24 protein-coding genes are annotated in these 26,974 nt (G+C 74.8%); 5 read left to right on the plus strand and 19 right to left on the minus strand.

Features of this window, described 5'->3' with window-relative positions; all coding sequences use genetic code 11:
* Positions 1-18: 18 nt before the first annotated feature.
* From IR170_RS04345 to tsaD, 3 genes are all read right to left on the minus strand, one after another.
* On the minus strand, positions 19-660 hold the full coding sequence (locus tag IR170_RS04345) for an MBL fold metallo-hydrolase (RefSeq protein WP_251533912.1): 642 nt from the start codon (positions 658-660) through the stop codon (positions 19-21).
* Positions 657-1,769, minus strand: coding sequence for an S-(hydroxymethyl)mycothiol dehydrogenase (locus IR170_RS04350; protein ID WP_193661308.1), 1,113 nt, complete (start codon positions 1,767-1,769; stop codon positions 657-659). Before IR170_RS04350 ends, IR170_RS04345 begins: the two co-directional genes overlap by 4 nt.
* A 68-nt stretch (positions 1,770-1,837) precedes the next feature.
* Positions 1,838-2,902 (minus strand): tRNA (adenosine(37)-N6)-threonylcarbamoyltransferase complex transferase subunit TsaD, encoded by a 1,065-nt coding sequence (tsaD, locus tag IR170_RS04355; RefSeq protein WP_193661309.1) that lies wholly within the window; start codon positions 2,900-2,902, stop codon positions 1,838-1,840.
* Between the two features lie 50 nt (positions 2,903-2,952).
* On the opposite strand from tsaD, the gene IR170_RS20190 reads away from it, so the two are divergent.
* A complete protein-coding gene (locus tag IR170_RS20190; protein ID WP_193661310.1) occupies positions 2,953-3,804 on the plus strand; it encodes a GNAT family N-acetyltransferase in 852 nt (283 codons plus the stop codon).
* Here IR170_RS20190 and IR170_RS04365 read toward each other — a convergent pair.
* The 10 genes from IR170_RS04365 to glmS all read right to left on the minus strand — a co-directional run bounded on the left by IR170_RS04365 (position 3,726) and on the right by glmS (position 14,904).
* Positions 3,726-4,262, minus strand: coding sequence for a GNAT family N-acetyltransferase (locus IR170_RS04365; protein WP_319804900.1), 537 nt, complete (start codon positions 4,260-4,262; stop codon positions 3,726-3,728). The genes IR170_RS20190 and IR170_RS04365 overlap by 79 nt on opposite strands.
* 7 nt (positions 4,263-4,269) lie before the next feature.
* Entirely contained in the window at positions 4,270-4,920 is a 651-nt protein-coding gene (gene tsaB / locus IR170_RS04370) for a tRNA (adenosine(37)-N6)-threonylcarbamoyltransferase complex dimerization subunit type 1 TsaB (RefSeq protein WP_193661311.1), read from the minus strand.
* Between the two features lie 38 nt (positions 4,921-4,958).
* Positions 4,959-5,897, minus strand: coding sequence for a tRNA (adenosine(37)-N6)-threonylcarbamoyltransferase complex ATPase subunit type 1 TsaE (tsaE, locus tag IR170_RS04375; RefSeq protein WP_056863811.1), 939 nt, complete (start codon positions 5,895-5,897; stop codon positions 4,959-4,961).
* Positions 5,894-6,976 (minus strand): alpha/beta fold hydrolase, encoded by a 1,083-nt coding sequence (locus IR170_RS04380; RefSeq protein WP_193661312.1) that lies wholly within the window; start codon positions 6,974-6,976, stop codon positions 5,894-5,896. Before IR170_RS04380 ends, tsaE begins: the two co-directional genes overlap by 4 nt.
* Positions 6,973-8,193: an alanine racemase gene (alr, locus tag IR170_RS04385; RefSeq protein WP_193661313.1), complete on the minus strand. Its 1,221-nt coding sequence runs from the start codon at positions 8,191-8,193 to the stop codon at positions 6,973-6,975. The genes IR170_RS04380 and alr overlap by 4 nt, the downstream gene beginning before the upstream one ends.
* A gap of 34 nt (positions 8,194-8,227) precedes the next feature.
* A complete protein-coding gene (locus IR170_RS04390) occupies positions 8,228-9,619 on the minus strand; it encodes an NAD(P)H-hydrate epimerase (RefSeq protein ID WP_193661314.1) in 1,392 nt (463 codons plus the stop codon).
* Between the two features lie 58 nt (positions 9,620-9,677).
* A complete protein-coding gene (locus IR170_RS04395; protein ID WP_251533943.1) occupies positions 9,678-11,189 on the minus strand; it encodes a CoA-acylating methylmalonate-semialdehyde dehydrogenase in 1,512 nt (503 codons plus the stop codon).
* Between the two features lie 2 nt (positions 11,190-11,191).
* A complete protein-coding gene (locus IR170_RS04400; protein ID WP_193661316.1) occupies positions 11,192-12,550 on the minus strand; it encodes an aspartate aminotransferase family protein in 1,359 nt (452 codons plus the stop codon).
* A 109-nt stretch (positions 12,551-12,659) separates the two neighbouring features.
* Positions 12,660-13,013, minus strand: a complete 354-nt coding sequence (locus IR170_RS04405) for a holo-ACP synthase (RefSeq protein WP_193661317.1) — start codon at positions 13,011-13,013, stop codon at positions 12,660-12,662.
* A 46-nt stretch (positions 13,014-13,059) separates the two neighbouring features.
* Positions 13,060-14,904: a glutamine--fructose-6-phosphate transaminase (isomerizing) gene (glmS, locus tag IR170_RS04410; protein WP_193661318.1), complete on the minus strand. Its 1,845-nt coding sequence runs from the start codon at positions 14,902-14,904 to the stop codon at positions 13,060-13,062.
* A gap of 68 nt (positions 14,905-14,972) precedes the next feature.
* On the opposite strand from glmS, the gene coaA reads away from it, so the two are divergent.
* A complete protein-coding gene (gene coaA / locus IR170_RS04415; RefSeq protein WP_082500185.1) occupies positions 14,973-15,989 on the plus strand; it encodes a type I pantothenate kinase in 1,017 nt (338 codons plus the stop codon).
* Positions 15,990-15,993: 4 nt separating this feature from the next.
* Here the strand turns inward: coaA and glmM are convergent, their stop codons facing one another.
* From glmM to rplM, 3 genes are read right to left on the minus strand one after another with little or no spacing between them, the layout of a single operon-like run.
* Positions 15,994-17,358, minus strand: a complete 1,365-nt coding sequence (gene glmM, locus IR170_RS04420) for a phosphoglucosamine mutase (RefSeq protein ID WP_251533950.1) — start codon at positions 17,356-17,358, stop codon at positions 15,994-15,996.
* A gap of 11 nt (positions 17,359-17,369) precedes the next feature.
* Positions 17,370-17,876 carry a 30S ribosomal protein S9 gene (rpsI, locus tag IR170_RS04425; RefSeq protein WP_374108206.1) on the minus strand — a complete coding sequence of 169 codons (507 nt, stop codon included), beginning with the start codon at positions 17,874-17,876 and terminating at the stop codon, positions 17,370-17,372.
* 41 nt (positions 17,877-17,917) lie between these two features.
* The gene (gene rplM / locus IR170_RS04430; protein ID WP_056863804.1) at positions 17,918-18,361 is read right to left on the minus strand and encodes a 50S ribosomal protein L13; all 444 of its coding nucleotides are present in this window, start codon (positions 18,359-18,361) and stop codon (positions 17,918-17,920) included.
* A 331-nt stretch (positions 18,362-18,692) separates the two neighbouring features.
* Between rplM and IR170_RS04435 the strand changes: the two genes are divergently transcribed.
* Genes IR170_RS04435 through IR170_RS04445 form a run of 3 tightly spaced genes read left to right on the plus strand, consistent with a single transcriptional unit; the run spans position 18,693 to position 21,108 of the window.
* Positions 18,693-19,982, plus strand: coding sequence for a citrate synthase (locus IR170_RS04435; protein WP_056863803.1), 1,290 nt, complete (start codon positions 18,693-18,695; stop codon positions 19,980-19,982).
* 2 nt (positions 19,983-19,984) lie between these two features.
* A complete protein-coding gene (locus IR170_RS04440; protein ID WP_193661319.1) occupies positions 19,985-20,638 on the plus strand; it encodes an HAD family hydrolase in 654 nt (217 codons plus the stop codon).
* Positions 20,635-21,108: a 4'-phosphopantetheinyl transferase family protein gene (locus tag IR170_RS04445; protein ID WP_193661320.1), complete on the plus strand. Its 474-nt coding sequence runs from the start codon at positions 20,635-20,637 to the stop codon at positions 21,106-21,108. Before IR170_RS04440 ends, IR170_RS04445 begins: the two co-directional genes overlap by 4 nt.
* 43 nt (positions 21,109-21,151) lie before the next feature.
* Here IR170_RS04445 and IR170_RS04450 read toward each other — a convergent pair whose 3' ends face one another.
* From IR170_RS04450 to IR170_RS04460, 3 genes are all read right to left on the minus strand, one after another.
* Positions 21,152-22,474 carry a M1 family metallopeptidase gene (locus IR170_RS04450; RefSeq protein ID WP_193661321.1) on the minus strand — a complete coding sequence of 441 codons (1,323 nt, stop codon included), beginning with the start codon at positions 22,472-22,474 and terminating at the stop codon, positions 21,152-21,154.
* The gene (locus IR170_RS04455; protein WP_193661322.1) at positions 22,471-26,385 is read right to left on the minus strand and encodes a Pls/PosA family non-ribosomal peptide synthetase; all 3,915 of its coding nucleotides are present in this window, start codon (positions 26,383-26,385) and stop codon (positions 22,471-22,473) included. Before IR170_RS04455 ends, IR170_RS04450 begins: the two co-directional genes overlap by 4 nt.
* Positions 26,386-26,454: 69 nt before the next feature.
* Complete coding sequence (locus IR170_RS04460) at positions 26,455-26,943, minus strand: hypothetical protein (protein WP_193661323.1); 489 nt, start codon at positions 26,941-26,943, stop codon at positions 26,455-26,457.
* Positions 26,944-26,974: the final 31 nt, after the last annotated feature.

Here is a 26,974-nt window from a genome sequence, read left to right on the forward strand (position 1 = left end):
GCCGCGGGTGGAGCGGGATCAGCCCGCCAGGCCGGCGCGCTCGGCGCCGATGGTGGTGTCGTCGCCGTGACCGGTGTGGACCACCGTCTCGTCGGGCAGGGCCAGGAGCTTCTCGCGGATGGAGGCCTTGATGACGTCCTCGTCGCTGTAGGAGCGGCCGGTGGCCCCCGGACCTCCCTGGAAGAGGGTGTCGCCGGTGAAGACGCACCCCAGCGCCGGGGCGTGGAAGCAGACCGCGCCCGGCGCGTGGCCCGGCGTGTGCAGCGCCCGCAGCACCGTGCCCCCGACGAGGATCTCGAAGCCGTCGCCGAGGTCGACGTCCCACAGGTGGCCCTGGCCGTCCTCGGAGAGGTGGGTGAGGTCCCACAGCGGCTTGTCGTCGGGGTGCAGCATGATCGGCGCCACCACCCGCTCGCGCAGGGCCGGCGCCACCCGCGAGTGGTCGTCGTGGGCGTGGGTCAGCAGGATCGCGCGCACGGTGCGCTCGCCCACCAGCGCCAGGATGTCGTCGACCGAGTGGGGGGCGTCGATGACGACGCACTCGGTGTCGTCGCCGACGACCCAGAGGTTGTTGTCGACCTGGTGGGTCTCGCCGTCGAGGCTGAAGGTGCCGCTGGAGACGGCGTGGTCGATGCGCACTCCTCCGGCAGCGCCGCTCACAGGATCACCACCGAGCGCAGCACGCCGCCGTCGTGCATCTTGGCGAAGGCGGCCTCGACGTCGTCGATGCCGATCTCCTCGGTCACGAAGGCGTCGAGGTCGAGACGGCCCTGCTGGTAGAGGTCGACGAGCATCGGGAAGTCGCGGCTGGGCAGGCAGTCGCCGTACCAGCTGGACTTCAGGGCGCCGCCGCGGCCGAAGACGTCGATGAGCGGGAGCTCGGGCACGGTCATGTCGGGGGTCGGCACGCCGACCAGGACGACGGTGCCGGCCAGGTCGCGGGCGTAGAACGCCTGCTTCCAGGTCTCCGGGCGGCCCACGGCCTCGATGACGACGTCGGCGCCCTCGGCCCCGGCGTAGGTCTGGGCGCAGATCTCCTTGATCGCCTCGACGGGGTCGGTGGTCGAGGAGTCGACTGTGTGGGTGGCGCCGAGGGCCTTGGCGGTCTCGAGCTTGCCGGCGTCGATGTCGACGGCGATGATCGGGCTCGCGCCGGCCAGCGCGGAGCCGGCGATCGCGGCCACGCCCACGCCACCGCAGCCGATGACCGCGACCGACCTGCCGCGGCCCACGGCGCCGGTGTTGATGGCCGCGCCGATGCCGGCCATCACCCCGCAGCCGAGCAGGCCGACGGCGGCCGGACGGGCCGACGGGTCGACCTTGGTGCACTGGCCGGCCGCGACCAGGGTCTTCTCGGCGAAGGCGCCGATGCCCAGCGCGGGGCTGAGCTCGGTGCCGGCGTCGTCGCCCTCGGCCAACGTCATCTTCTGGGTGGCGTTGTGGGTGGCGAAGCAGTACTGCGGCTCGCCCCGCTCGCAGGCGCGGCACTGGCCGCACACCGCACGCCAGTTGAGCACGACGAAGTCGCCGGGGGCCACCGAGGTGACGTCGTCACCGACGGCCTCGACGACGCCGGAGGCCTCGTGGCCGAGCAGGAACGGGAAGTCGTCGTTGATCCCGCCCTCGCGGTAGTGCAGGTCGGTGTGGCACACCCCGCACGCCTGGATCTTGACCACGGCCTCGCCGGGCCCGGGGTCGGGCACGTTGATCGTGGTGACCTCGACGGGCTGTCCCTTGGCCCGTGCGACGACGGCCTTCACCTGCTGCATGGTTCTCCTCCGGTCGGGGTGGCGCCGAGCGGCGCCGGTGGCCCGAGCCTAGGCGGTGCCCCGGACGCTCAGCCGGCGAGGACGTCGGTGACGGGCAGCGAGGAGTCGGCGGGCAGGTCGAGGGAGGAGGGCGTGCGGCCGCGGGCGACCATCTCGGCGCCGAGGGCCGCCACCATCGCGCCGTTGTCGGTGCACAGGCCGGGCCGCGGCACCCGCACCCGGATGCCCAGGGTCTCGGCGCGCGACTCCGCCAGCGCCCGCAGCCGGGAGTTGGCCGCGACCCCGCCGCCGATGAGCAGGTCGTCGATGCCCTCGCTGGCCGCCGCGTCGAGCGCCTTGCGCACCAGCACGTCGCACACCGCCTCCTGGAAGGACGCCGCCACGTCGGCCACCGGCACCGGCTCCCCCGAGCGCTCACGGGTCTCGACCCAGCGCGCCACCGCGGTCTTGAGCCCGGAGAAGGAGAAGTCGAAGCGGTGCCGCTCGAGGTCCTTGCGGGCGGTGAGGCCGCGGGGGAAGTCGATGGCCACGCTGTCGCCCTCGCGGGCGACCCGGTCCACGTGGGGACCCCCGGGGAAGGGCAGGCCCAGCAGCCGGGCGACCTTGTCGAAGGCCTCCCCCGCGGCGTCGTCGATGGTCGAGCCCATCGAGACGATGCCGTCGTCGTGGCCGGTCACGTCGGCCACCCGCAGCAGGCTGGAGTGGCCCCCGCTCACCAGCATCGCCACGCAGGGCTCGGGCAGCGCGCCGTGCTCGAGCTGGTCGACGGCCACGTGGGAGGCCAGGTGGTTGACGCCGTAGAGCGGCTTGCCGAGGCCGAGCGCGAGGGCCTTGGCCGCGGCCACCCCGACCAGCAGGGCGCCGGCGAGGCCCGGACCGTGGGTCACCGAGATCGCGTCGACCTCGTGCAGGGCGACCCCTGCGGTCTCGCAGGCCCGCTCGATGGTCGGCACCATGGCCTCGAGGTGGGCCCGGCTCGCGACCTCGGGCACGACGCCGCCGAAGCGGGCGTGCTCCTCGACGCTGCTGGCCACCGCGTCGGCGAGCAGGGTGCGCCCGCGCACGATGCCGATCCCGGTCTCGTCGCAGGAGGTCTCGATGCCCAGCACCAGGGGTCCGTCGGTGTGCTCCACGCGCCCATTGTGCCCGTCGCGCGCCGGGGGCCGCGTGCCAGCATGGCGGGGTGCGTGACGAGGGTGTCGGGGTCGGGGTCGGGGTGGACGGCGGCGTCGGGGAGGGGCCGACGGGCGAGCCGGCGCGGGAGGTGTCGGTCGAGGAGCTCTACGCCGGCTGCGGCGCGGCGCTGCTGCACCACCAGGTGCCGCGCGCGGGGGTGCGGCGGGCGTGGCTCGCCGGGCCCACCGCGGCCGCGTGGTGGGGGCCGGGCGGTCGACCCGGCGGACCGGCCGACGTCGTGACCGCGGTGGGTCCCCCGGCCCTGCTCGGCCCCGTGCTGGCGCTGGCCGCCGCCACGTCGCCGGTGCCCGGGCGGCTCAGCGTGGAGGCCCGCTCGGCCCACGTCGTGCCGGCGCCGTGGCGCCAGGTCGACCCGTGGACGTGGCACTGGATGCGGGCCCGGCGCGGCGACGTGCCGCTCGCGCCGACCCCGGAGGTGGTCGACCTCGGCCTCGCGCACCCCGAGGAGGTCGACGCCGTGCTCGACGCCGCCAACCCCGGGTCCTTCGCCCGCTCCGACACCCCGGGCGTCCTCACCTGGCACGGCGTACGCCGCCCCGGGCCGGGCCGCCCGCTGGTGGCGGTCGGCGCCCTGGCCGCCCAGCCCGACGGCAGCGGGCACCTGCGCGGGGTGGCCGTGCTGCCCGGGGAGCGCGGCCGCGGGCTGGGCCGGGCGGTGTCGACGTCGCTCACGCGCGCGGGCCTGGCCCTGGCCGACGTGGTGACGCTGGGCGTCTACACCGACAACGCCCCGGCACTGGCCGTCTACGCCTCGCTGGGCTACGAGACGGTCCACACCTTCGTCTCGGGCCCCACGAGCGCGCGCTCGAGCACGACCGCGGCGGTGCCGTCGCGGTAGTAGCGCGACCGGCGCGCGATCTCGCCGAAGCCGCGGGCGGCGTAGAAGGCCCGGGCGCCGGCGTTGTCCTCGCGCACCTCGAGCAGGAGCCGCTCGGCGCCGGCCTCGCGGGCCAGCGCCGCCACGGCCTCCAGCAGGGCGCTGGCCAGCCCGCCGCGGCGCCGGTCGGCGGCCACCGCGATCCGCTGGAGCTCGGCGGGATCGGGGTCGGTGTCGGGGTCCGGGTCGAGGCCCGGGTCGGCGGCAGCGGTCGCCGGCAGGGGCAGGCTGACCACGGCGTGGCCCACCACCTCGGAGCCGTCCTGCGCCACGAGGTAGACGACGGTGGGCAGGTCGCCGGCGAGGCCCGCGGCGACCAGCGCCTCGCTCCAGGCGTCGTCGCCGAGCCCTTCGCGCTCGAGCCCGGCCACCGCGTCGAGGTCGCCGGGGACCGCGCGGCGCACCAGGGCGCCGCTCACGGGCCCGTCACGGGGTCGCGGGGGCGGCGGGCACCGCGCGCGCCACCGCGTCGGGGCGGCGCAGGTAGAGCGGCTCGGGGTCCATCAGCTCGACCCGCTCCTCGGCGATGGCGCGGGCCAGCCAGCCCGCACCGGGCCGCTGCGGCCCGAGCGCGGCGGGGAAGGCCTCGGGGTAGAGCGCGCCGCCCTCGCCCACCACAGGCCGGTCAGTGGCCAGCACGGCCGGCTTGTCGACCACCGGGCCCTCGAGGCGGGCGCCGTCGGCGTCGTAGGAGGCGAGGTAGACCTCCTTGCGCCGGGCGTCGCTGGCCACGACGAAGCCGCCGGCCAGCCGCTCGCCGAGGGTGTCGGCGGCCTCGACGGCCAGCACGTCGAGGGAGCAGGCGGCGTAGACCGGGAGCTCCAGCACGAAGCCGAGCGTGCGCGCGGTGACGAGCCCGACCCGCAGCCCGGTGAAGGGCCCGGGGCCGGCACCGACCCCGATCGCGGTGAGGTCCTGGCGCACGATGCCGGCCTGGGCCAGGGCCCGCTCGATGAGCGGGGCCAGCTGCTCGCCGTGCTTCATGGTGCGCTCGGAGACCAGGTCGACCACGACGTCGTCGCCGTCGTGGAGGGCCACGCAGACCTGGGGCGAGGAGGTGTCGAAGGTCAGCAGCACGCGCCCGAGGCTAGCCCAGCCCGCGGACCGACCCGGGATCAGCCGAGGGCGCGGAAGGACAGGGCGTGCCAGCGCGGGCCGACCGGCGTGATCTCCACCCGGCGCGGGTCCTCGCTGCCCTCGGGGTCGAGGTCGCGCACGATGTTGATCTCCAGGCGCGACTCGCTGAGGCCCTCGGCCAGCCCCGCGCCCCACTCCACCACCGTCACCGCGTCGGACAGCGAGGTGTCGAGGTCGAGGTCGTCGAGCTCGTCGAGGCCGCCCAGGCGGTAGGCGTCGACGTGCACCAGCTGCGGACCGCCCACCTCCGAGGGGTGCACGCGGGCGATGACGAAGGTCGGCGAGGTCACCCCGCCGCGCACGCCCAGCCCCGCCCCGAGGCCCTGGGTGAAGGTCGTCTTGCCGGCCCCCAGCTCGCCGGTGAGCACGATGAGGTCGCCCCGCGTGAGCTGGCCGGCCAGCGAGCGGCCGATCCCGCGCATGGCCTCCGCGGTCGGCGCGGCCCAGACCGCCGTACGCAGGGGCCGGCGCATCTCGACGTGCGGGGAGTAGCGCAGGATCTCCTTGAAGCCCTGGCGCTCCCAGAAGCGCACCGTGCGGGGCAGCTCCTCGCGCGCGACGACGGTGAGGTCGTCGGTGCCCGTGCCGGAGGCCTCGACCGCCTCCACCGCGGCCTCGATGAGCGCCCCGGCGATGCCGTGGCCCTGGTGGTCGGGGCTGACGGCGAAGCGGCGCAGGTAGGTCGTGCTGCCGACCGGGTCGAGCACGACGGCACCGACGGGCTCGCCGTCGAGGCAGGCCAGCAGGCCCCCGCCGCCTGCGCCGACGCGGCTGAGCCTCTCGGCGATGGTCTCGACGCTCTCCCCGAGCGCGTCGGCCGGCGGGTCGAGAGGGGGTCGCGCGGAGAACGCCGCCCGCACCACCTCGAGCACCTCGCGGGCGTGCTCCGGGCCGACCTGGCGCACGGTGAGCGTCATCGGCGCGACACCTGCTCGGTCGCGGCGGCCACGAGCTGGTCGATCTCGGCGTTGACGTGGTCGTGGCGCTCCATCATCACCATGTGGCCCGCCCCCTCGCACTCCAGCAGCCGCGAGCCCTCGATGCGCTCGTGCAGCTTGCGGCTGTGGCCGACCGAGGTGAGCTTGTCGGCGGTGCCGCACACGATCGAGACCGGCACCTGCTGGAGCACCTCCACGCTGTCGAACTTGTCGAGGCCCTTGAAGCTCGGGAAGAACTCCGCGACCACCGCGAAGGGTGTCGCGCTGAGCATGTCGTCGACGAAGCTGATGTAGGAGGCCGGCACGTCGTCGCCGAAGGCGAAGACGTCGGTGGCCACCGTCGCGAAGCTGCGCCCGAGACGACGCGCGAGGTCGACCAGGTGGTGCCCGCGGGCCAGGGTCTTGACCGCCGAGCCGGTCACCCGGCTGCCCAGCGGGGTCGGCACCAGCGGCAGCAGCAGCCGGCTGGGGTCGAGCCCGCCCGCGGTCGTGGCGATGAGGCCGACGCCGACCACGCGGTCGCCGACCAGCTCGGGGAACTGCTCGACCAGCGCGATGATCGACATGCCGCCCATCGAGTGGCCCACGAGCACCACCGGGCCCTCGGGCACGACCTCGTCGAGCACCTGGCGCAGGTCGCGGCCGAGCTGGTCGATGGTGGCGTTGCCGCGCGGGGAGCGTCCGGAGCGGCCGTGGGAGCGCTGGTCGTAGTAGACGCTGCGCACCAGGCCGCGGTAGCCCGCGCGCTGGAAGTGCCAGCAGTCGAGGTTGAGCGCGTAGCCGTGGCAGAACACGACGGTCAACGGCGGCTCGCCCGACCCGCGGCCCAGCTGGCCGCGCGGCGCGGCGTACTCGTCGACCTCGACGTGCAGCGGCACGCCGTCGTCGGCGACCACCGTGCGCGCCGGGGAGCGCAGCGAGCCGAAGCGCACGGTGTCGCCGGCGCCGTGGCGGGCCATGACCCGGCGGTAGCGGGCGACGCTGACGGCGGCGGTGCCGGCCGCCGCCGCGCCGGCGGCCCCGGCCGCCAACTGCCAGATGCGGCTGCGGGCGCTCATGCGGTCTCCTGCGGCTCGAGGACGGGTACGACGGTCGGGGCCGGGTCGGCCTCGGGCACGGCCCCGGTGTGGCGCCGGTGCAGCCGCCCGCCGAGGCGGGTGACGATCTCGTAGCTGATCGTGCCGCACGCCTCGGCCCAGTCCTGCGCGCTGGGCGCCGGCGCCGGGCCGATCAGCACGGCCTCGTCGCCGGCCCGGGCACCGGGCGCGCCCGCGGGCGCGCCGAGGTCGACGACCAGCTGGTCCATGCACACGGTGCCGCGCACGGGCACCCGGTGGCCGGCCACGGCGACCTCGGCCCGGTCGGAGGCGTGGCGCGGGACCCCGTCGCCGTAGCCCACCGGCACCAGGCCGAGGGTCGTGGCGGCGGGGGCGACCCAGCGGTGGCCGTAGGAGACCCCGGCACCGGCCGGGACCTGCTTGACCAGGGCGAGCGGGGAGCGCACGGTCATCGCCGGGCGCAGCCCGAGGTCGGGGGTGTGCCCGGGGGCGGGGTCGAGGCCGTAGGCGGCCAGGCCGCAGCGCACGAGGTCGAAGCGGGCCGAGGGGCGCAGCAGGGCGCCGGCGGAGTTGGCCAGGTGCCGCACCTCGGGGCGCAGCCCGGCGGCCTCTGCGAGAGCGACCGCCTCGCGGAAGGCGGCCTCCTGGGCGGCGTTGGCGGGGTGGTCGGGCTCGTCGCTGCACGCGAGGTGCGACCACACGCCGGTGACGCGCCACGACCCGTCGCGCTCGCCGGCCCGGGCCGCGGCGACCAGCGCGGGCCAGGCGGCGGCGGTGGAGCCGCCGCGCGACAGGCCGGTGTCGACCTTGAGCTGGAGCCGCGCCGGACGGCCCGCCCGTGACACCGCGGCCGACACCGCAGCGAGCTGGTCGAGGTCGTAGACGGTGACGTCGACGTCGGCGGCGACGGCGCCCGCGTGGTCGTCGGCGGGCACGGTGAGCCAGGTGAGCAGCCGGCCCCGGTCACCGGCGGCGCGCAGCGCGGCCGCCTCCTCCAGCGTGGCCACGCCGAGCCAGTCGGCGCCGGACCCACGGGCCGCCCGGGCGACCTCGAGCATGCCGTGGCCGTAGCCGTCGGCCTTGACCACGACCATGAGCGCCGCGGGCGCGACCTGCGCGCGCAGCACGCCCACGTTGTGCCGGACCGCCGCCAGGTCGACGACGATCTCGGGGTGCGGGGGCCCGGGCTCGGGCGCGGCGGAGGGCGACGGGGTCATCGCGGACATTCTCCCACCACCGCGCGCCGACGCCTCACACGGCGAGGCACGCGCGCACGACGCCCGGCACCGCCCGGGCGACGTCGAGGGCCACCAGCGGCCCGCCGTCGGCGGCCACGGTGGCCGCGGCGCCGTGCACCCACGACCCGACCGAGGCGGCGTCGAAGGGGTCGAGGCCGGCCGCGAGCAGGGCGCCCACGAGCCCGCCCAGCACGTCGCCGGCGCCCGCCGTGGCCAGCCACGGCGTGCCGGTGGTGGTCGAGCGCACCCGTCCGGCGGGGGTGGCGACGAGCGTGTGGCGGCCCTTGAGCAGCACCACCGCGTCGTACGCCGCCGCCGCGTGGCGGGCGAAGTGCAGCGGGCGGGCCTCGATCGCGGCGCGCTCCTCCCCCAGCATCGCCGCCAGCTCCCCGGCGTGGGGAGTGAGCACCGCCGGCACGCCGAGCGGGCCCTCGACGTGGGCGAGGGCGTCGGCGTCGACGACCACGGGCACCCCGTCGGCGAGCGCCGCGCGCAGCTCCTCGCCGGCGGCCTCGCCGCCCCCGGAGCCGACCACCCAGGCCTGCACCCGGCCGGGTCCGACGACCTCGGGGTGGGCCTCGCGCACCCGGTCGGTGACGGCGCTGTCGCCCACGTGGCGCACCATGCCGACCAGGCCGGTGGCCGCGCCCGCGACCGACAGCAGGGCTGCGCCGGGATAGGTCGCCGAGCCGGCCCGCACGCCGACGACGCCGCGGGTGTACTTCTGGGCGTCGGGCGCCGGGCGCGGCAGCAGCGCGGCGACGTCGGCCGGCTGGAGGGCCTCGAGGTCGGCGGGGGGCAGGTCGAGGCCGAGGTCGACCAGGTGCACCGGTCCGCAGGCGGCCGCGGCCGGGTCGACGAGGTGCGCCGCCTTGAGCGTGCCGAAGGTGACGGTGAGGTCGGCGCGCACGTGGGCGCCGTCGACCTCGCCGGTGTCGACGTCGACGCCCGAGGGCGTGTCGACGGCCACCACGGGCACACCGCGCACGGCCTCCAGGGCGGCCACCGCCTCGGGGCGCAGGCCGGGTCGACCGCCGATGCCGACCACGCCGTCGAGCACCACGTCGTAGTCCGCACCGGCCAGCGGGGCCATGCCGTCCACCACCCGTCCCCCGGCGGCCCGCAGCGCGGCGAGGCCCTCGGCGTGCACGCGCTGCGACAGCAGCAGCGCGTGGACCCCGCAGCCGCGGCGGGCGAGGTGGGCGCCGGCCCACAGGGCGTCGCCGCCGTTGTCGCCCGACCCCACGAGCAGCAGCACCCGTGCGCCGTACGACGCACCGAGCAGCCTCGCCACCGCGTGGGCCAGGCCGGTCGCGGCCCGCTGCATCAGCGCGCCCTCGGGCAGCCGCGCCATGAGGGCCGCCTCGGCGGCACGGACCTGCTCGACGGTGTGGGCGCTCCTCATGGCCCGACCCTAGCCACGCCGTGCCACGCGGCGCGGGAGTCGCGGTCGGGCGCCGCGGTCAGGAGTTGCGGGGGAAGCCCAGGTCGACCCCGCCGTGGCTGGGGTCGAGCCAGCGGCTGGTGACCGTCTTCTCGCGGGTGTAGAAGTCCACGCCGTGGGTGCCGTAGGCCTTGGTGTCGCCGAAGAGAGAGGCCTTCCAGCCGCCGAAGGAGTGGTAGGCCACCGGCACCGGGATCGGCACGTTGACCCCGACCATGCCGGCCTCGACCTCGCGCTGGAAGCGACGCGCGGCGCCTCCGTCGTGGGTGAAGATCGCCGTGCCGTTGCCGTAGGGCGAGGCGTTGATGAGCGCGACCCCCTCCTCGTAGCCCCCGACCCGCACCACCGAGAGCACCGGTCCGAAGATCTCGTCGGTGTAGACCGCCGAGGTCGTCGGCACCCGGTCGACCAGGGAGGGGCCGAGCCAGAAGCCGTCGGGCTCGCCGTCGACCTCGACCCCGCGGCCGTCGACGACGACGTCGGCACCGTCGGCGACGGCCACGTCGAGGTAGCCCGCGACCTTGTCGCGGTGCTCGCGGGTGATGAGCGGACCCATGTCGCAGGCACGACGGCCGTCACCGGTGCGCAGGGTGGCCATGCGCTCGCGCACCTTGGCCACCAGGGCGTCGGCGACGGAGTCGACCGCCACGACGACCGAGACGGCCATGCAGCGCTCCCCGGCGGAGCCGAAGCCGGCGTTGACCGCGGCGTCGGCCACCAGGTCGAGGTCGGCGTCGGGCAGCACCAGCATGTGGTTCTTGGCCCCGCCCAGGGCCTGCACGCGCTTGCCGGCGGCGGTGCCGCGCTCGTAGACGTAGCGCGCGATCGGCGTGGACCCGACGAAGGAGACCGCCGCGACGTCGTCGTGGTCGAGGAGCGCGTCGACGGCCTCCTTGTCGCCGTGCACGACGTTGAGCACGCCGTCGGGCAGGCCGGCCTCCTGCATCAGCGCGGCCATCCACACCGCGGGGCTCGGGTCCTTCTCGCTGGGCTTGAGCACCACGGTGTTGCCGGCCGCGATCGCGATCGGGAAGAACCACAGCGGCACCATGGCCGGGAAGTTGAAGGGGCTGACGACGCCCACCACGCCGAGCGGCTGGCGCAGCGAGTAGACGTCGACGCCGGTGGAGACGTTCTCGGAGTAGGCGCCCTTCACCAGCTGCGGCATGCCGCACGCGAACTCCACCACCTCCAGGCCGCGGGCGATCTCGCCCAGGGCGTCGGAGAGCACCTTGCCGTGCTCGCCGGTGAGGATCTCGGCGAGCTCCTCGCGACGCGCCGTGAAGAGCTCGCGGAAGCGGAACATCACCTGCTGGCGCGCCGCCATCGACGCCACCCCCCAGGTCTCGTACGCCGCGCGCGCCACCTCGACCGCGTGGTCGACGTCGGCGGTCGAGCCGAGGCGCACGTGCTTGGTCGCGACGCCGAGGGCCGGGTCGGTGACCGGCTGGGTGCGGGTCGACTCCCCCGCCCAGGCGGCGCCGCCCACCCAGTGGTCGAGCACGGGCAGGTCGGTCGGGTCCAGGGTCACGGTCACTCCTCGTCGAGCAGGGTCAGGACGGCGTCGTAGGCCTCGAGGGCCTCGGCGACCTCGTCGTCGGTGACGACGCAGGGCGGCACGACGTGGATGCGGTTGTCGGCGGTGAGCGGCAGCAGACCGCGGGCGAGCAGCTCGGACTTGGCGCGGGCCATGCTCGCCGCCGGCAGCGGCTCGCGGGTGGCGCGGTCGGCGACGAGCTCCAGGGCCCAGAAGACGCCGACGCCGCGCACCTCGCCCACCACGCGGTGGCGCTCGGCGAGCGCGGCGAGGCCGGGCCCGAGCACGTCGGTGCCGATGCGGCGGGCGTGGTCGACGATGCCCTCCTCGGCCATGGCGTCGAGCGCGGCGACGATGGACGCCGCGGCCAGCGGGTGGCCGGAGTAGGTCAGCCCGCCCGGGAAGACGCGCTCGTCGAAGGAGGCCGCGACCTCCTCGTCGATCACGACGCCGCCGACCGGCACGTAGCCGGAGTTGACGCCCTTGGCGAAGGTGATCAGGTCGGGCACGACGTCGTGGGCGTCGAGGGCGAACCACTCGCCCGTGCGCCCGAAGCCGGCCATCACCTCGTCGAGGATCATCACGATCCCGTGGCGGTCGCACAGCGCGCGCACGCCCGCGAGGTAGCCCGGCGGGGGCACCAGCACGCCGGCGGTGCCGGGCACCGTCTCGAGGAGCACCGCCGCGATCCCCGAGGGGCCCTCGCTCTCGACGACGCGGCGCAGGTGCTGCAGCGCGCGCTCGCCCTCCTCCTCGGGCGTGGTGGCCCAGAACTCGCTGCGGTAGAGGTAGGGCCCGAAGACGTGCACGTGCCCGCGGGCGAACTCGTTGGGCACCCGCCTCCAGTCGCCGGTCGCGACGACCGCGGCGCCGGTGTTCCCGTGGTAGGAGCGGTAGGTCGAGACGACCTTGTCGCGTCCGGTGTGCAGGCGCGCCATCCGGATCGCGTTCTCGACGGCGTCGGCACCGCCGTTGGTGAAGAAGACCTTGTCGAGCCCTGCGGGCGCCCGCTCGGTGATCCGGCGCGCCGCCTCGCCGCGCACCAGCGCCGCCGTGGAGGGCGCCACCGTCGCGAGGCTCGCGGCCTGCTCCTGGATCGCGGCCACGACCTTGGGGTGCTGGTGGCCGATGTTGACGTTGACCAGCTGGCAGGAGAAGTCGAGCCAGCTGCGGCCCTCGTGGTCCCACACCCGTGACCCCAGCCCGCCGGCCACCACCATCGGCGACAGGGCCCCCTGGGCCGACCAGGAGTGGAAGACGTGGGCGCGGTCGAGCTCGCGCGCCCGGGCGTCGAGCCCGGCGCCCTCGACCGCGGTCGGACCCGTCGTCGGAGGCCTCGTCGGATGCGTCGTCATCGGGGTTCATCTCCTACGGATCCATGCGTCATGGGCGCGCTGACGACGGCAATCGTCGCCACGAGGCGATCAAACCACGAATCACGCCGTCGTGCGACGACGACCCGGCTCAGGACTCCAGCACCACGACGGCCGAGGCGATGCCGGCGTCGTGGGACAGCGAGAGGTGCACGGAGGCGACGCCGAGCTCGTGGGCGCGGGCGAGCACCGACCCGCGCATCTGCATCAGCGGGCGTCCCGAGGACTCCGAGACCACCTCCGCGTCGTGCCACCCCAGGCCGACCGGCGCGCCGAGGGCCTTGGCCAGCGCCTCCTTCGCGGCGAAGCGCGCCGCGAGCGAGGCCAGGGAGCGCCCGGCCTCTCCGGGGGTGAAGAGCCGCTCGCGCAGACCCGGGGTGCGGGTCAGCGAGGCGCCGAAGCGCTCGATGTCGCACACGTCGATGCCGACGCCGATCACCGCCACGACGTGGCCGCCCCGGTCCCCCGTAGCCCGCTCCCCCGCCGCCCGCTCACTCGACGGTGACCGACTTGGCCAGGTTGCGGGGCTGGTCCACGTCGTGGCCCATCGCCGAGGCCAGCTCGCAGGCGAAGAGCTGCAGCGGCACGACGGCCACCAGCGGCTGCAGCAGCACGGGCACGCGCGGCAGCGGGATCAGCACGTCGGCGTAGGGCGTGATGGTCGCGTCGCCCTCCTCGGCCAGGCAGATCGTGACCGCGCCGCGGGCGCGCACCTCCTGGATGCCCGAGAGCATCTTCCCGTGCAGCTGGTCGCGCCCGCGCGGGGGCACGACGCACAGCACCGGCAGGCCCTCCTCGACCAGGGCGATGGGGCCGTGCTTCAGCTCGCCGGCGGCGAAGCCCTCGGCGTGGAGGTAGGCCAGCTCCTTGAGCTTGAGCGCACCCTCGAGGGCCACGGGGTAGCCGGCGTGGCGGCCCAGGAAGAGCACCGAGCGGGTGCCGACGTGGGTGCGGGCCAGCTCGTAGACCTGCTCGCAGCGCCCCAGGACCGCCTCGATCTGGTCCGGCACGGCCTCGAGCTGCTCCATCACCTGGGTGATCTCGTCGCCGTAGCGGGTGCCCTTGACCTGCGCGAGGTACAGCGCGAGGAGGTAGCAGGCCACCAGCTGGGTCAGGAAGCCCTTGGTCGAGGCGACCCCGATCTCGGGTCCGGCGTGGGTGTAGATCACGGCGTCGGACTCGCGCGGGATCGTCGAGCCGTTGGTGTTGCAGATCGCCAGCACCTTGGAGCGCTGCGAGCGCGCGTGGCGGATCGCCTGGAGGGTGTCGGCGGTCTCCCCGGACTGGCTGATGGCCACCACGAGGGTGGAGTAGTCGAGGATCGGGTCGCGGTAGCGGAACTCCGAGGACAGCTCGACCTCGACCGGGATCCGGCACCAGTGCTCGATGGCGTACTTGGCGACCATGCCGGCGTAGAACGACGTGCCGGCGGCGATGATGATGATCTTGTCGATGTCGCGCAGCTCCTGGTCCGACAGGCGCATCTCGTCGAGCTGGAGCGCGCCGGAGCGGGTGCGACGACCCAGCAGGGAGTCGGCCACCGCGCGCGGCTGCTCGAAGATCTCCTTGCGCATGAACCAGTCGTGGCCGTCCTTCTCGGCCGCCGAGAGGTCCCAGTCGACGTGGAACTGCGTGGCCTCGGCGGGGCGGCCGTCGAAGCCGGTCACGTCCACGCCGTCGCGGGTCAGGGTGACCACCTGGTCCTGGCCCAGCTCGAGGGCCTCGCGGGTGTGCTCGATGAAGGCGGCGACGTCGGAGCCGAGGAAGTTCTCCCCCTCGCCCAGGCCCACGACGAGCGGGGAGTTGCGCCGCGCCGCGACGACCCGGTCGGGGTCGTGGGCGTCGACCGCGACGAGCGTGAAGGCCCCGTCGAGCATCGCGCAGACGCGCTGCATCGCGGTGGTGAGGTCCTCGCCCGACTCCACCTGCAGCTCCAGCAGGTGGGCCACGGTCTCGGTGTCGGTCTCGGAGACCAGCACGTGGTCGTCGGCCTCGAGGCGGGCGCGCAGGTCGGCGAAGTTCTCGATGATGCCGTTGTGCACCAGGGCCACGCGACGGCTCGCCCCGACGTGGGGGTGGGCGTTGACGTCGTTGGGGGCGCCGTGGGTGGCCCACCGGGTGTGCCCGATGCCGAGGCCCGCCGCGGGCAGCGGCTCCTCGGCCACGAGCTTCTCCAGGTTGGCCAGCTTGCCCGCGCGCTTGCGCGTGGCCAGCGCCCCGTCGTCGACCAGCGCGATGCCCGCGGAGTCGTAGCCCCGGTACTCCAGACGACGCAGCCCCTCGACCACCACGTCCTGGGCGGGCCTGCTTCCGATGTATCCCACGATCCCGCACATGGGCCGAGAGTCTATCGAGGGGCGGGCCCTCCGTCGTGCAGGGCGCGGCGGCTGCAAGGATGAGGTCCATGCCGAACCAGGGGGCGACCCGGTCGTCCAACGGGCACCACGCCCACAGCGGCCACCACGGTCACGAGGACACCGGGCGGGAGACCTCCCCCTACATCGAGCTCGACCGCTCCGCCTGGGCCGCGCTGGCCCAGGAGACCGAGAGCCCGCTGACCGCCGAGGAGGTGCGGCGCCTGCGCGGCCTGGGCGACAACCTCGACATCGACGAGGTCCGCGACGTCTACCTCCCGCTCTCGCGCCTGCTCAGCCTCTACGTCGGCGCCGCGGGCGACCTGCACCGCGAGCAGGAGGGCTTCCTGCACCGCCGCACCCCGCCGCGCACGCCGTTCGTGATCGGCCTGGCCGGGTCGGTGGCCGTGGGCAAGTCCACGACCGCGCGCGTGCTGCAGCAGATGCTGGCCCACTGGCCCGAGCACCCCCACGTCGCGCTGGTGACCACCGACGGCTTCCTCTACCCCAACGCCGAGCTCGAGCGGCGCGGGCTGCTGCAGCGCAAGGGCTTCCCGGAGTCCTACGACCGCCGCGCCCTGCTGCGCTTCGTGGTCGACATCAAGTCGGGCAAGGAGGAGGTGGAGGCGCCGACCTACTCCCACCTGGTCTACGACGTGGTGCCCGAGGAGCGGGTCGTCGTCAGCCGCCCCGACATCGTCATCATCGAGGGCCTCAACGTGCTGCAGCCCGCCCGCACCCGCGAGGACGGACGCACGGGGCTGACGCTGAGCGACTTCTTCGACTTCAGCGTCTACGTCGACGCCGGCACGACCACGATCCGCGACTGGTACGTCTCGCGCTTCCTGCGGCTGCGCGAGACCGCCTTCCGCGACCCCGGGTCCTACTTCGCCAAGTACGCCGCGCTGACCCACGAGGAGGCCGTCGCGGAGGCCGAGCGCATCTGGGACGCCATCAACGGACCCAACCTGGTGCAGAACGTGCTGCCGACCCGCTCGCGGGCCACGCTCGTGCTGCGCAAGGACAAGGACCACTCGGTGCGCTACGTGCGCCTGCGCAAGCTCTAGCCGCTCAGGCCAGGGCGAGGCGGCGGCGCACCACGTCGGCGAGGCGCTCGGCCACCGCCGAGGCCCGCTCGGGGGTGGGCGCCTCGACCATGACCCGCACCAGCGGCTCGGTGCCGGAGGGGCGCAGCAGCACCCGACCCTCCTCGCCCAGGTCGGCCGACTCCGCGGCCACGGCCGCGGCCACCTCGGGGTCGGAGTCGCAGCGCGCGCGGTCGACCTCGGGCACGTTGACCAGCACCTGCGGCAGGCGGGTCATCACCGAGGCGAGGTCGCGCAGGCTGCGCCCGGTGCTCACCATGCGCTCGCACACGTGCAGCGCGGTCAGCAGGCCGTCGCCGGTGGTGGCGTGGTCGCTCATGATCACGTGGCCCGACTGCTCGCCGCCGAGGGAGTAGCCGCCGGCGCGCATGTCCTCGAGCACGTAGCGGTCGCCGACCTTGGTCTGGCGCACGGTGATGCCGGCCGGGCGCAGGGCGCGCACCAGGCCGAGGTTGCTCATCACGGTCGCCACCAGGGTGTCGTCGACCAGGCGTCCGCGCTCCTGCATCGACAGGGCGAGCACGGCCATGACCTGGTCGCCGTCGACCACGGCGCCGGTGGCGTCGACGGCCAGGCACCGGTCGGCGTCGCCGTCGACGGCGAAGCCGGCGTGGGCGCCCTCGTCCACGACCGCGCGCCGCAGCCGGTCGAGGTGGGTGGAGCCGTAGCCGTCGTTGATGTTCAGCCCGTCGGGCTCCGCACCGATGGTCACGACGTCGGCGCCGGCGTCGGCCAGGGCACGGGGCCCGACCTCGCTGGCCGCGCCGTGGGCGCAGTCGAGCACGACGCGCAGGCCCGCCAGCGGCGTGTCGAGGGTGCGCACCAGGTGGGCGGAGTACTCCTCCACCGTGGGCGCGTAGGGGCGCACGCGACCGACGTCGGAGCCGGTCGGGCGCTCCCAGGTGCGGCCCAGCTGCGCCTCGATCTCGCGCTCGAGGTCGTCGTCGAGCTTGACCCCGCCGCGGGCGAGGAACTTGATGCCGTTGTCGGGCATCGCGTTGTGCGAGGCGCTGATGACGACGCCGAGGTCGGCGCCGAGGGAGTCGGTGAAGAACGCGACCCCGGGGGTCGGCAGCACGCGCAGGCGCAGCACGTCGACCCCGGCCGAGGCCAGGCCCGCCACGACGGCGTGCTCGAGGAACTGCCCGGAGATGCGGGTGTCACGGCCCACGACGGCGAGCGGCCGCCGCCCGGTGAACTCGCCATGATCGACGAGGACACGGGCGGCGGCCGCTCCGAGGCCCAGGGCCAGCTCGGCGGTGAGCACACCGCCGTTGGCCAGGCCACGGACGCCGTCGGTGCCGAAGAGGGGCCCGGTGGGAGCCACCACGTCGGCGCGGATCAGCGCTTGCTGAACTGGGGCGCCTTGCGCGCCTTCTTCAGACCGGCCTTCTTGCGCTCGATGACGCGCGCGTCGCGGGTCAGGAAGCCGGCCTTCTTCAGCGTCGGGCGGTTGGCCTCGACGTCGATGGCGTTGAGGGCGCGGGCCACACCGAGGCGCAGGGCGCCGGCCTGGCCGGTGATGCCGCCGCCGTGGATGCGGGCGATGACGTCGAAGCGACCCTCGAGCTGCAGGGTGGCGAACGGCTCGTTCACGACCTGCTGGTGCAGCTTGTTCGGGAAGTACGAGTCGAGCGTGCGGCCGTTGACGGTCCACACACCGGTGCCGGGCACGAGGCGGACGCGGGCGACGGCCTCCTTGCGACGGCCGGTCGCGTTGGCGGGGGCGATGGTCGCGGGACGCTCGGGGGCGTCGGCCGACGGGGCGCTCTCGGAGCTGTAGGCAACGCCGCGCTCGTCGGTCTCGAAGGTCTCCTCGACCTCGTTGGTGGTCTCAGCCACGGTAATCCTCACTCAGCTTTCTGCATGGAAGTTGAAGGAGCCACTGCTCACTGGGAGATCTGGGTGATCTCGAACGGAACGGCCTTCTGGGCCTCGTGCGGGTGGGTCGGGCCGCTGTAGACCTTCAGCTTCTTCAGCATCTGACGGCCGAGCTTGTTCTTGGGGAGCATGCCCCACACGGCGTTCTCGATCGCCTTGCGGGCGTCCTTCTCGAGGAGCTCGCCGATCGGGGTGGCCGAGAGACCGCCCGGGTAGCCGGAGTGGCGGTAGGCCATCTTGGTGGTCTTCTTGGTGCCCGACAGGGACACCTTCTCCGCGTTGATGACGACGACGAAGTCACCGGTGTCGACGTGCGGGGCGAAGATCGCCTTGTGCTTGCCGCGGAGCAGGTTCGCGGAAGTCACGGCGAGCTTGCCCAGGACGATGTCGGTGGCGTCGATGACGTGCCACTCCCGGGTGATGTCACCGGGCTTGGGGCTGTACGTGCGCACGGCTGATCTACTCTCATTCGTTCGTGGGGACCGCCAGGTGGAGCCTGGCGGGGGGTGGAGCTGCGGCTTCTGACGAACACGGCCCGGCTCGCCGCCGGTCGGGACCGGCTGGTGGCCTCCGGGACTGCACCTCGCCGGCAGCCGGGGACGGCTGTGACGGGGCGCGGCAGGAGTCGCGACCACTCAGGGTAGGCGCGCGCGGGCGACGGGGTCAAAACGCCCCGGGCGGGCACCGCGTGGCGCCCGTCGCTCACCCGCAGGGGTGGCCTCGCGACCCGGGTCGTGGACACCGGGTTCCGCGTGTCACGAGACGACGGATACGTTAAGACGCGTGACTGATTCTCTGACCGTCCGTGACAACCGCACCGGACAGGAGTACGACGTCCCGATCCTCGACGGCACCATCAAGGCCGCCGACCTCGGGAAGATCAAGACCGCCGAGGACACCCCCGGCCTGGCCGTCTACGACCCGGGCTTCGTCAACACGGCGTCCTGCCGCAGCTCCGTCACCTACATCGACGGCGAGAAGGGCATCCTGGAGTACCGGGGCTACCCCATCGAGCAGCTGGCGGAGAAGTCGTCCTTCCTCGAGGTGGCCTACCTCCTGATCCACGGCGCCCTGCCGACCAAGGCGGAGTACGACGCGTGGGTGCACGAGATCACCTACCACACCTTCGTCCACGAGAACGTGAAGACCTTCATGCAGGGCTTCCGCTACGACGCCCACCCGATGGGCATGCTCATGGCCTCGGTGGGCGCGCTGTCGACCTTCTACCCCGACGCCCGCAACATCAGCGACGCCGACAACCGGCACATGCAGATCGTGCGCATGATCGCGAAGATGCCGACGCTGGGCGCCTGGTCGTTCCGCCACGCGCAGGGCAAGCCCTACGTCTACCCCGACAACGACCTCAGCTACACCGCCAACTTCCTCTCCATGCTCTTCAAGATGAGCGAGTCGAAGTACGAGGCCGACCCGCGCCTGGTCAAGGCCCTCGACGTGCTCTTCATCCTCCACGCCGACCACGAGCAGAACTGCTCGACCAACGCCGTGCGCTCGGTCGGCTCCTCGCAGGTCGACCCCTACTCTGCGGTCGCCGCGGGCGTCGGCGCCCTCTACGGCCCGCTGCACGGCGGCGCCAACGAGGCCGTGCTGCGCATGCTCAAGCGCATCGGGTCGAAGGAGAACATCCCGGCCTTCATCCAGGGCGTCAAGGACGGCAACGAGCGGCTGATGGGCTTCGGCCACCGGGTCTACAAGAACTTCGACCCCCGCGCCACGATCATCAAGAAGGCCTGCGACGACGTCTTCGAGGTCACCGGGGTCAACCCGCTCCTCGAGATCGCCAAGGAGCTGGAGAAGATCGCGCTCGAGGACGAGTACTTCATCAAGCGCAAGCTCTACCCCAACGTCGACTTCTACTCGGGGCTGATCTACGAGGCCTTCCAGTTCCCCCCGGAGATGTTCACCGTGCTCTTCGCGATCGGCCGCACCCCCGGCTGGCTGGCCCAGTGGCTCGAGCTGGTCCAGGACAAGGAGCAGAAGATCGCCCGGCCCAAGCAGATCTACACCGGCGACCGGACCCTCGACTTCGTCCCCGCCTCGGAGCGCTGGGCCTGACCTTGGCCCCCTCCCCCGCACGACCCACGACCCCCGCCGGCCCGCCGGCGGGGGTCGTCTGGGACCTGGGCAACGTCATCGTCGACTGGGACGCCTCCGCGGCGATCGCGGCCGGCGTCGGCGCCGAGGAGGCCGCCCGCTTCCTGGCCGCCGACGACTTCGACTTCATGGCGTGGAACCACGGCTGCGACGCCGGCGGGTCCTGGGACGACGCCGAGGCCGCGGTGGCCGCCTCGCACCCGCACTGGGCCGAGCACGCCCGCTCCTACCGGCGCCACTTCGCGGCCTCGCTGCGCGGCGAGGTGCCCGGCACCGCCGACCTGCTGCGCGAGCTGCACGCCGCCGGGGTGCCGATGTGGGGGCTGACGAACTGGTCCCACGAGCTCTACCCCCACGCACCGCGCCTCTTCGACGTGCTGGGCCTGCTCGAGGACGTCGTGGTGTCGGGCACCGAGGGCGTGGCCAAGCCCGACCCCCGCGTCTACCGCGTCGTGGAGCGGCGCGCCGGGCTGCCCCTCGCACGCCTGGCCTTCGTCGACGACCGCGCCGACAACGTCGCGGCTGCGAGCGCGCTGGGCATGCGCGGGCTGGTCTTCACAGACGCCGACGCCCTGCGCGCCGACCTGCGCGCCCTGGGCCTGCCGCTGCGGGCGTGAGCGCGCCCGCGGTGCTGGTGCGCGTCGACGCCCTGTGGCGTCCCGGCCTCGACCGGGCCGGGCTGCGCGCCGCGGCGGAGTCGCTGGCCGGCCCGGTCACGCGGCTGTGCCCGCGCTGCGCGGGCACCGACCACGGCCGCCCGCGCACCGCCGGTGGTGCGCTGTCACTGGCGTACGCCGCGGGCCTCGTGGTGCTGGCCCGCGCGGAGGGCACCGGGCTGCGGCTCGGTGTCGACGTGGAGCCCGACCCCGGTGTCGGCCCGACGCCGGCGGGGCTGGCCGACCGCGCCGCGTGGACGCGCGCCGAGGCGGTGCTCAAGGCCACCGGCGAGGGCCTGCGCCGTGACCCGGCCTCCGTGCGCGCCGACGAGGCCTGGACCACCGCCCTGCCGCTGCCGCCCGGCTGGGCCGGCACCCTCGCGGTGCTGCCCGCGCGGCCGGTCGAGGTCCGGTGGCGCGAGCACCGCTGAGCGTGGCCCGGCAGCCTCGGCCGGCAACCTCGGGCCGGCGGCCTCAGGCCGGCAGGTCGGGCAGGGCGGTCTCGTGGAGCCAGGGGTGCAGCAGCGCGGCGACGTCGTGGCCGGTGGCGGCGCCGGCGTGGGCCAGGAAGTCGTCGGTGACCACGGAGCCGCCGGCGTGCTCGGCCACCCAGGAGCGCAGCAGGGCGAAGAACGCCTCGTCGCCCACCGTCAGCCGCAGCGCGTGGAGGGTGAGCGCGCCGCGCTTGTAGACCCGGTCGTCGAACATCAGCTCCGGGCCCGGGTCGCTCAGCAGCAGGTCGTGGTCGAGCTCGGCCAGCCGGGCGTGGTGGTGGCGGGCGTGCTCGTCGGCGCTCTCGCCGCCGGACTCCTGCGACCACAGCCACTCGCTGTAGCAGGCGAAGCCCTCGTGCAGCCAGATGTCGCGCCACCGGCGCAGGGTGACGGCGTTGCCGAACCACTGGTGGGCCAGCTCGTGGGCGATGAGGCGGGTGGCGTCCCAGTCGCCGCGCACGAGGTTGCGCCCGAAGGTCGACAGGCTCTGGCTCTCCAGCGGGATCTCGAGGTCGTCGGCGGTGACGACCACGGCGTAGCCGTCGAAGGGGTAGGGCCCGAAGAGGCGCTCGAAGACCTCGACCATCTCGTGCTGGCGGCCGAAGGCGGCGACGTAGTCGTCCTCGTCGAGGTCCTCGGGCGCGACCACCCGCAGCGGGGTGCCCGAGGCCGGACGCCCCAGGAGCTGCCAGTCGGTGTAGCGCCCGATCTGGGCCGTGGCCAGGTAGGTGGCCATCGGCTCGGACTGCTCGAAGACCCACGTCTCGCTCGACCCGCCCCGGCGGTGCTCGCGCAGCACGCCGTTGGCGACGACGTGGTAGCCCGCGGTGACGCGGAAGGTCATCCGGTAGGACGCCTTGTCGTCGGGGCGGTCGTTGCAGGGGAACCAGGTCGGAGACCCGTGCGGCTGGGCCGCCACGATGACGCCGTCGGTCAGCTCCTCCCAGCCGGCGTCGCCGAGGTGGCGCTCGACCACGGGCCGCGGGCTGCCGGAGTAGCGCACGACCACGGTGAGCAGGGTGTCGGGGGCGACCTCGTCGTCGAGGGTCAGCACGACCCGGCCCGAGCGGGCGGAGTGCTTGGCCAGCCGCGCACCGGTGACACGGACCTTGTCGACGCGCAGGTGGGCCAGGTCGAGCACGAGCCGCCGGGTCGCCCCGAGCACCCTCACCGAGAGCGTGGCCTGCCCGGTGAGCCGGTTGCCCTCGACGGCGTAGGTCAGGTCGAGGTCGTAGTGGCGCACGGCGTAGGCGGGGTCGCCGTGGCCGGGCAGGTAGTCGTCGGCGGTCGGCAGGCCCCTCACGAGGAGGCCTCGCCGGCGGCCCACGGGCCGATCGGGTTGCCGATCCAGATCGTCTTGTCGGGCACCGACTCACCCCTCATCACCAAGGACACCGGGCCGACCGTAGCGTGCCGGCCGATGCTGGCCGCGGGCAGGATCACCGAGTTGGGCCCGAGCGTGCCGCCCCGGCGCACCCGCACCCGGTCGGTCGCCAGCAGCCGGTCGTGGAAGAGGTGGGTCTGCACCACGCTGCCCTGGTTGACCGTGGCCCCGTCGCCGAGCTCGACCAGGTCGGCCTCGGGCAGCCAGTAGGTCTCGCACCACACCCCGCGGCCCACGGTGGAGCCCATCGAGCGGAACCACGCGGTGAGCAGGGGCGTGCCCGTGGCCAGCCGGGCGAACCACGGCGCGGCCACCACCTCCACGAAGGTGTCGGCCAGCTCGTTGCGCCACACGAAGGAGCTCCACAGCGGGTGGGTGCCGCTGCGGTGACGACCCACCAGCAGCCACTTCGTCGCGGTGGCGAGCGCGGCCGCCACGAGGCCGCCGGCCACCAGCAGCGGCACCAGGGCGAGGACGACCACCACGAGGACCGCCGCTCCCCCGCCCGGCCCCGTGACCGCGCCGGCCGCGGCGAGGGCGAGCAGCCCGACCACCGCGTGGAGCAGCACCGTGCAGGCCAGCGGCACCACGCGCGCCGCCTCCCACAGGGCGCGCGCGACCCGCAGCCGGGTCGGCGGGGCGTAGGTGCGGGCGTCGTCGCCCGCGCCCGTCGTACGCCGCAGGGCCGCGGGCGGGCTGCCCAGCCACGACTCCCCCGCGCGCGCGGTCTTGCGGTTGGGCGCGGCCGAGAGCACCGCGACCAGTGCCCGCTTGGGCACCTTGCGACCCGGGGCGGCCATGCCGGAGTTGCCGACGAAGGCCCGCTTGCCGATCTTGACCCGCTCGACGCGCAGCCAGCCCCCGCCGAGCTCGTAGCCGCCGATGAGGGTGTCGTCGGCGAGGAAGGCCAGGTCGTTGACGGTGGTCAGCGCCGGCACCATGAGCACCGTCGAGGCCTCGACGTCGGCGCCGACCCGGGCGCCGAGCAGGCGCAGCCACGCCGGGGTGAGCGTCGAGGAGTAGAGCGGGAAGAGCCACGTGCGGGCCTCGTCGAGGACCCGCACCGTGGCCCACACGCCCAGGGCGGCGCGGCTGCGCACGGGGTAGACCCCCGGGCTCAGCCCGAGCGCCGCCAGGCGCACCACGCCCAGCACGAGGGCGGCCAGCACGAGCAGACCCACCAGCGTGCCCGGCACCAGCCAGGGCAGCAGCGCGCCGAGCAGGTCGAGGGGTCCGGTGACGGTGCCGGCGGACAGGTCGGCGCCCAGCAGCGCCACCAGGGCTCCGGCCCCGACGGCCAGCGCCGGGAGCAGGCCGAGCGCGACCGCCACGGCGGCGTAGGCCACGACCCAGGCCGCCGAGCTCGCCGGGCGCTCCGACCAGGGCCCGCGTGCGGCGCCCGAGACCCGGGTGGCCGGGGCCCCGGACCAGAACTCCCCGTCGGGCACGACACCGACGACGGCGGAGCCCGGCGCCACCTCGGCGTCGTCGCCGACGCGGGCGCCGGGGCAGAGCATCGAGCGGGTGCCGACGCGGGCACGCCGGCCCACCCTCACCTCGCCGAGGTGGAGCACGTCGCCGTCGACCCAGTAGCCGGTGAGGTCGACCTCCGGCTCCACCGAGCAGCCGGCGCCCAGGCGCAGGAAGCCGGTGACCGGTGGCACCGAGTGCAGGTCGGCGTGGCGGCCCACGCGGGCGCCGAGCAGCCGGGCGTACCACGTGATGAGCGGGGCGCCGCTGAGCGCGGTGGCCCCGAGCTGGTCGACCATGCGCTCGGCGGCCCAGACCCGCAGGTGCACTTTGCCGCCGCGCGGGTAGTCGCCCGGGGTGATGCCGCGCAGCCAGAGCCGCGCCGCGCCGGCGGCCAGCACCATCCGGCCCGGAGGCGTCAGCACCAGCAGGGCGGCCGGGCCCAGCAGCCACCACGGGGCGGTGGGGAGCCCCCCGACGTCGAGCAGGTCGTGGACCAGGGTGCTGGCGGCCAGCAGCCACACCGCCCACCGCGGCGCGGCCAGCGCCCGCAGCGCCACGACCGCCGCCACCTGCCCGGCCTGGGTCTTGAGCGGGATCGGGGGCACCAGCCGGTCCTGGGCGTTGTCGACGCCGGCGTCCATCGAGTCGACGAAGTCGGCCAGCCCGCCCAGCGTCGGGTGGTCGTAGACGTCGCCGACCGCGACGTCGGGGTGCTCGCGGCGCAGCAGCGTGACGACCTGCGCGGCGGTGAGGCTGCCGCCGCCGACGTCGAAGAAGTCCTCCTCGCGGCGGGTGACCGAGGCGCCGAGCACCTCGTTCCACAGCTCGGCGATCCGCGCGGCGGTGCCGGTCAGCCCCGACTCCTGAGGCGACACGGCGCTGAGCGGCCACGGCAGGGCGTCGCGGTCGACCTTGCCCGAGGTGCGGGTGGGGATGTCGTCGACGACGGCCAGGCGCGGCACGAGCGCCGCCGGCAGGTCGCGGCGCAGCGCGGCCACCGCCGCGGCCGCGTCGTAGCGCTCGTCGACGGTGACGTACCCGACCAGCAGCTGGTTGCCCGTGCGGGAGCGGCGTACGGCGGCCGCCGCCCCGACGACCCCGGGCAGGGCGAGCAGCGCCGAGTCGACCTCGCCGAGCTCGATGCGGCGACCGCCGAGCTTGACCTGGTCGTCGGCGCGGCCGCCGAAGAGCAGGCCGGCCGGGTCGTGGACCACGAGGTCGCCGGAGCGGTAGGCCCGCTCCCAGCCCAGCGTCGGCATCGGGGCGTACTTCTCGGCGTCCTTGACCGGGTCGAGGTAGCGGGCCAGCCCGACGCCGCCGATGATCAGCTCGCCGGTCTCCCCCACCGGCACCTCGTGACCGTCGGCGTCGACGACGGCGAGGTCCCAGCCGTCGAGCGGCAGCCCGATCCGCACCGGCCCCTCGGCGCCGACGAGGGCGCCGCAGGCCACCACGGTGGCCTCGGTGGGGCCGTAGGTGTTCCACACCTCCCGGCCCTCGCGGGCCAGCCGGGCGGCCAGCTCCGGCGGCAGCGCCTCGCCGCCGAGGATGACCATGCGCACGCGCTCGAGGGCCTCGTCGGGCCAGAGGCTGACCAGGGTGGGCACGGTGGAGACGAGGGTGATGCGGTTGGCGGCCAGCCACGGCCCGACGTCCATGCCGCTCTTGACCAGCGCACGGGGCGCGGGCACGAGCGTGCCGCCGTAGCGCCAGGCCAGCCACATCTCCTCGCAGCTGGCGTCGAAGGCGACGCTGAGCCCGGCCATCACCCGGTCGTGCGGGCCGATCGGGTCGTCCTGGAGGAACATCCGCGACTCGGCGTCGACGAAGGCCGCGGCGTTGCGGTGGCTCACGGCCACGCCCTTGGGGGTGCCGGTGGAGCCGGAGGTGAAGATGACCCAGGCGTCGTCGTCGTGAGCCGGGTCCTCGCGCTCGCGGGGTGCGGCCGCGCGGCGTGGCTCGATCGCCAGGTCGGCGCCCACGACGGCGGCGACGTCGGCCTCGCCGAAGACCAGCCGGGCCCGCTCGTCGGGGTCGTCGGCGTCGACGGGCACGTAGGCCGCGCCCACGAGCAGGGTGGCCATGATCGCGATGTAGAGGTCGGTCGTGCCGCTGGGCAGGCGGACCCCGACCCTGTCGCCGCGGCCCACGCCGAGCGAGGCCAGCTCGTCGGCCACCTCGTCGGCGGCCTCGGCGAACTCGAGGTAGGTCAGCTGCTCCGCGCCGCTGTCGAGGGCCGTGGCGTCCGGGAAGGTCGCCACCGTGGTGCGGAAGACGTCGACCAGGGTCCGGGGGGCGGGCGCCGCCGCGCCGCGGCGCAGGGCGCTCGTCGGGGCGGTGCTCGTCGTGTCGCTCACGGGGCGGAGGCTGTCGCAGCCAGGTGAACGGCCGGTGTCGGGTCCGAGGGCTGGGCGCCCCGCGGACCGTCACAGACCGCGGCGGATCGCCCCGTCGGTGGTCAGCTTGTCGCGGGTGAAGTCGTCGGCCGGGAGGTCGGGGTTGCGCGCCATGGCCCCGCGCAGCTGGCGGGCCAGCTCGGGGGCGTCGCCCAGGATCGGGGTGGCGACCGAGAGCGGCGCCTCGTCGGGGCGCGTCACCCGGAAGCGCAGCTGGGCGAGGTTGCCGACGTTGACCCACCGCACGTCCACCCGGGCCGGGGCGTCCAGCGAGCGGGTCTGCGTGCGCCCGAACATCGACACCGAGAAGGTGTTCTCGGCGGCGTCGACCTCGACCGCCACGGTCGCGAAGAGCCACAGCCCGGCGAGGAGCAGGAGGTCGAGGACCCCGAGGGCCACCAGGACGCCCACCCCGGCCCCACCGGCGACGTTGACCACGGTCGCCGCGAGCGCCGCCACCGTCAGCACCAGGATGATGAGGCGCCACAGCGGCGTCGAGCGGATGGTGCGGTTCTCCACGACGGTCTCCTCCGGTCAGCCCAGGCGGCTG

The organism is Nocardioides kribbensis, assembly GCF_015070375.1.
Classification (GTDB): Bacteria; Actinomycetota; Actinomycetes; order Propionibacteriales; family Nocardioidaceae; genus Nocardioides; species Nocardioides kribbensis.

Excerpts from the sequence above, each read along its gene's own strand:
- coaA (WP_082500185.1), top strand. The coding sequence starts at position 14,973 with ATGCCGAACCAGGGGGCGACCCGGTCGTCCAACGGGCACCACGCCCAC.
- IR170_RS04380 (WP_193661312.1), bottom strand. The coding sequence starts at position 6,976 with ATGAGCGCCCGCAGCCGCATCTGGCAGTTGGCGGCCGGGGCCGCCGGC.
- IR170_RS04350 (WP_193661308.1), bottom strand. The coding sequence starts at position 1,769 with ATGCAGCAGGTGAAGGCCGTCGTCGCACGGGCCAAGGGACAGCCCGTC.
- IR170_RS04390 (WP_193661314.1), bottom strand. The coding sequence starts at position 9,619 with ATGAGGAGCGCCCACACCGTCGAGCAGGTCCGTGCCGCCGAGGCGGCC.
- glmS (WP_193661318.1), bottom strand. The coding sequence starts at position 14,904 with ATGTGCGGGATCGTGGGATACATCGGAAGCAGGCCCGCCCAGGACGTG.
- alr (WP_193661313.1), bottom strand. The coding sequence starts at position 8,193 with ATGACCCCGTCGCCCTCCGCCGCGCCCGAGCCCGGGCCCCCGCACCCC.
- tsaE (WP_056863811.1), bottom strand. The coding sequence starts at position 5,897 with ATGACGCTCACCGTGCGCCAGGTCGGCCCGGAGCACGCCCGCGAGGTG.
- IR170_RS04400 (WP_193661316.1), bottom strand. The coding sequence starts at position 12,550 with ATGACGACGCATCCGACGAGGCCTCCGACGACGGGTCCGACCGCGGTC.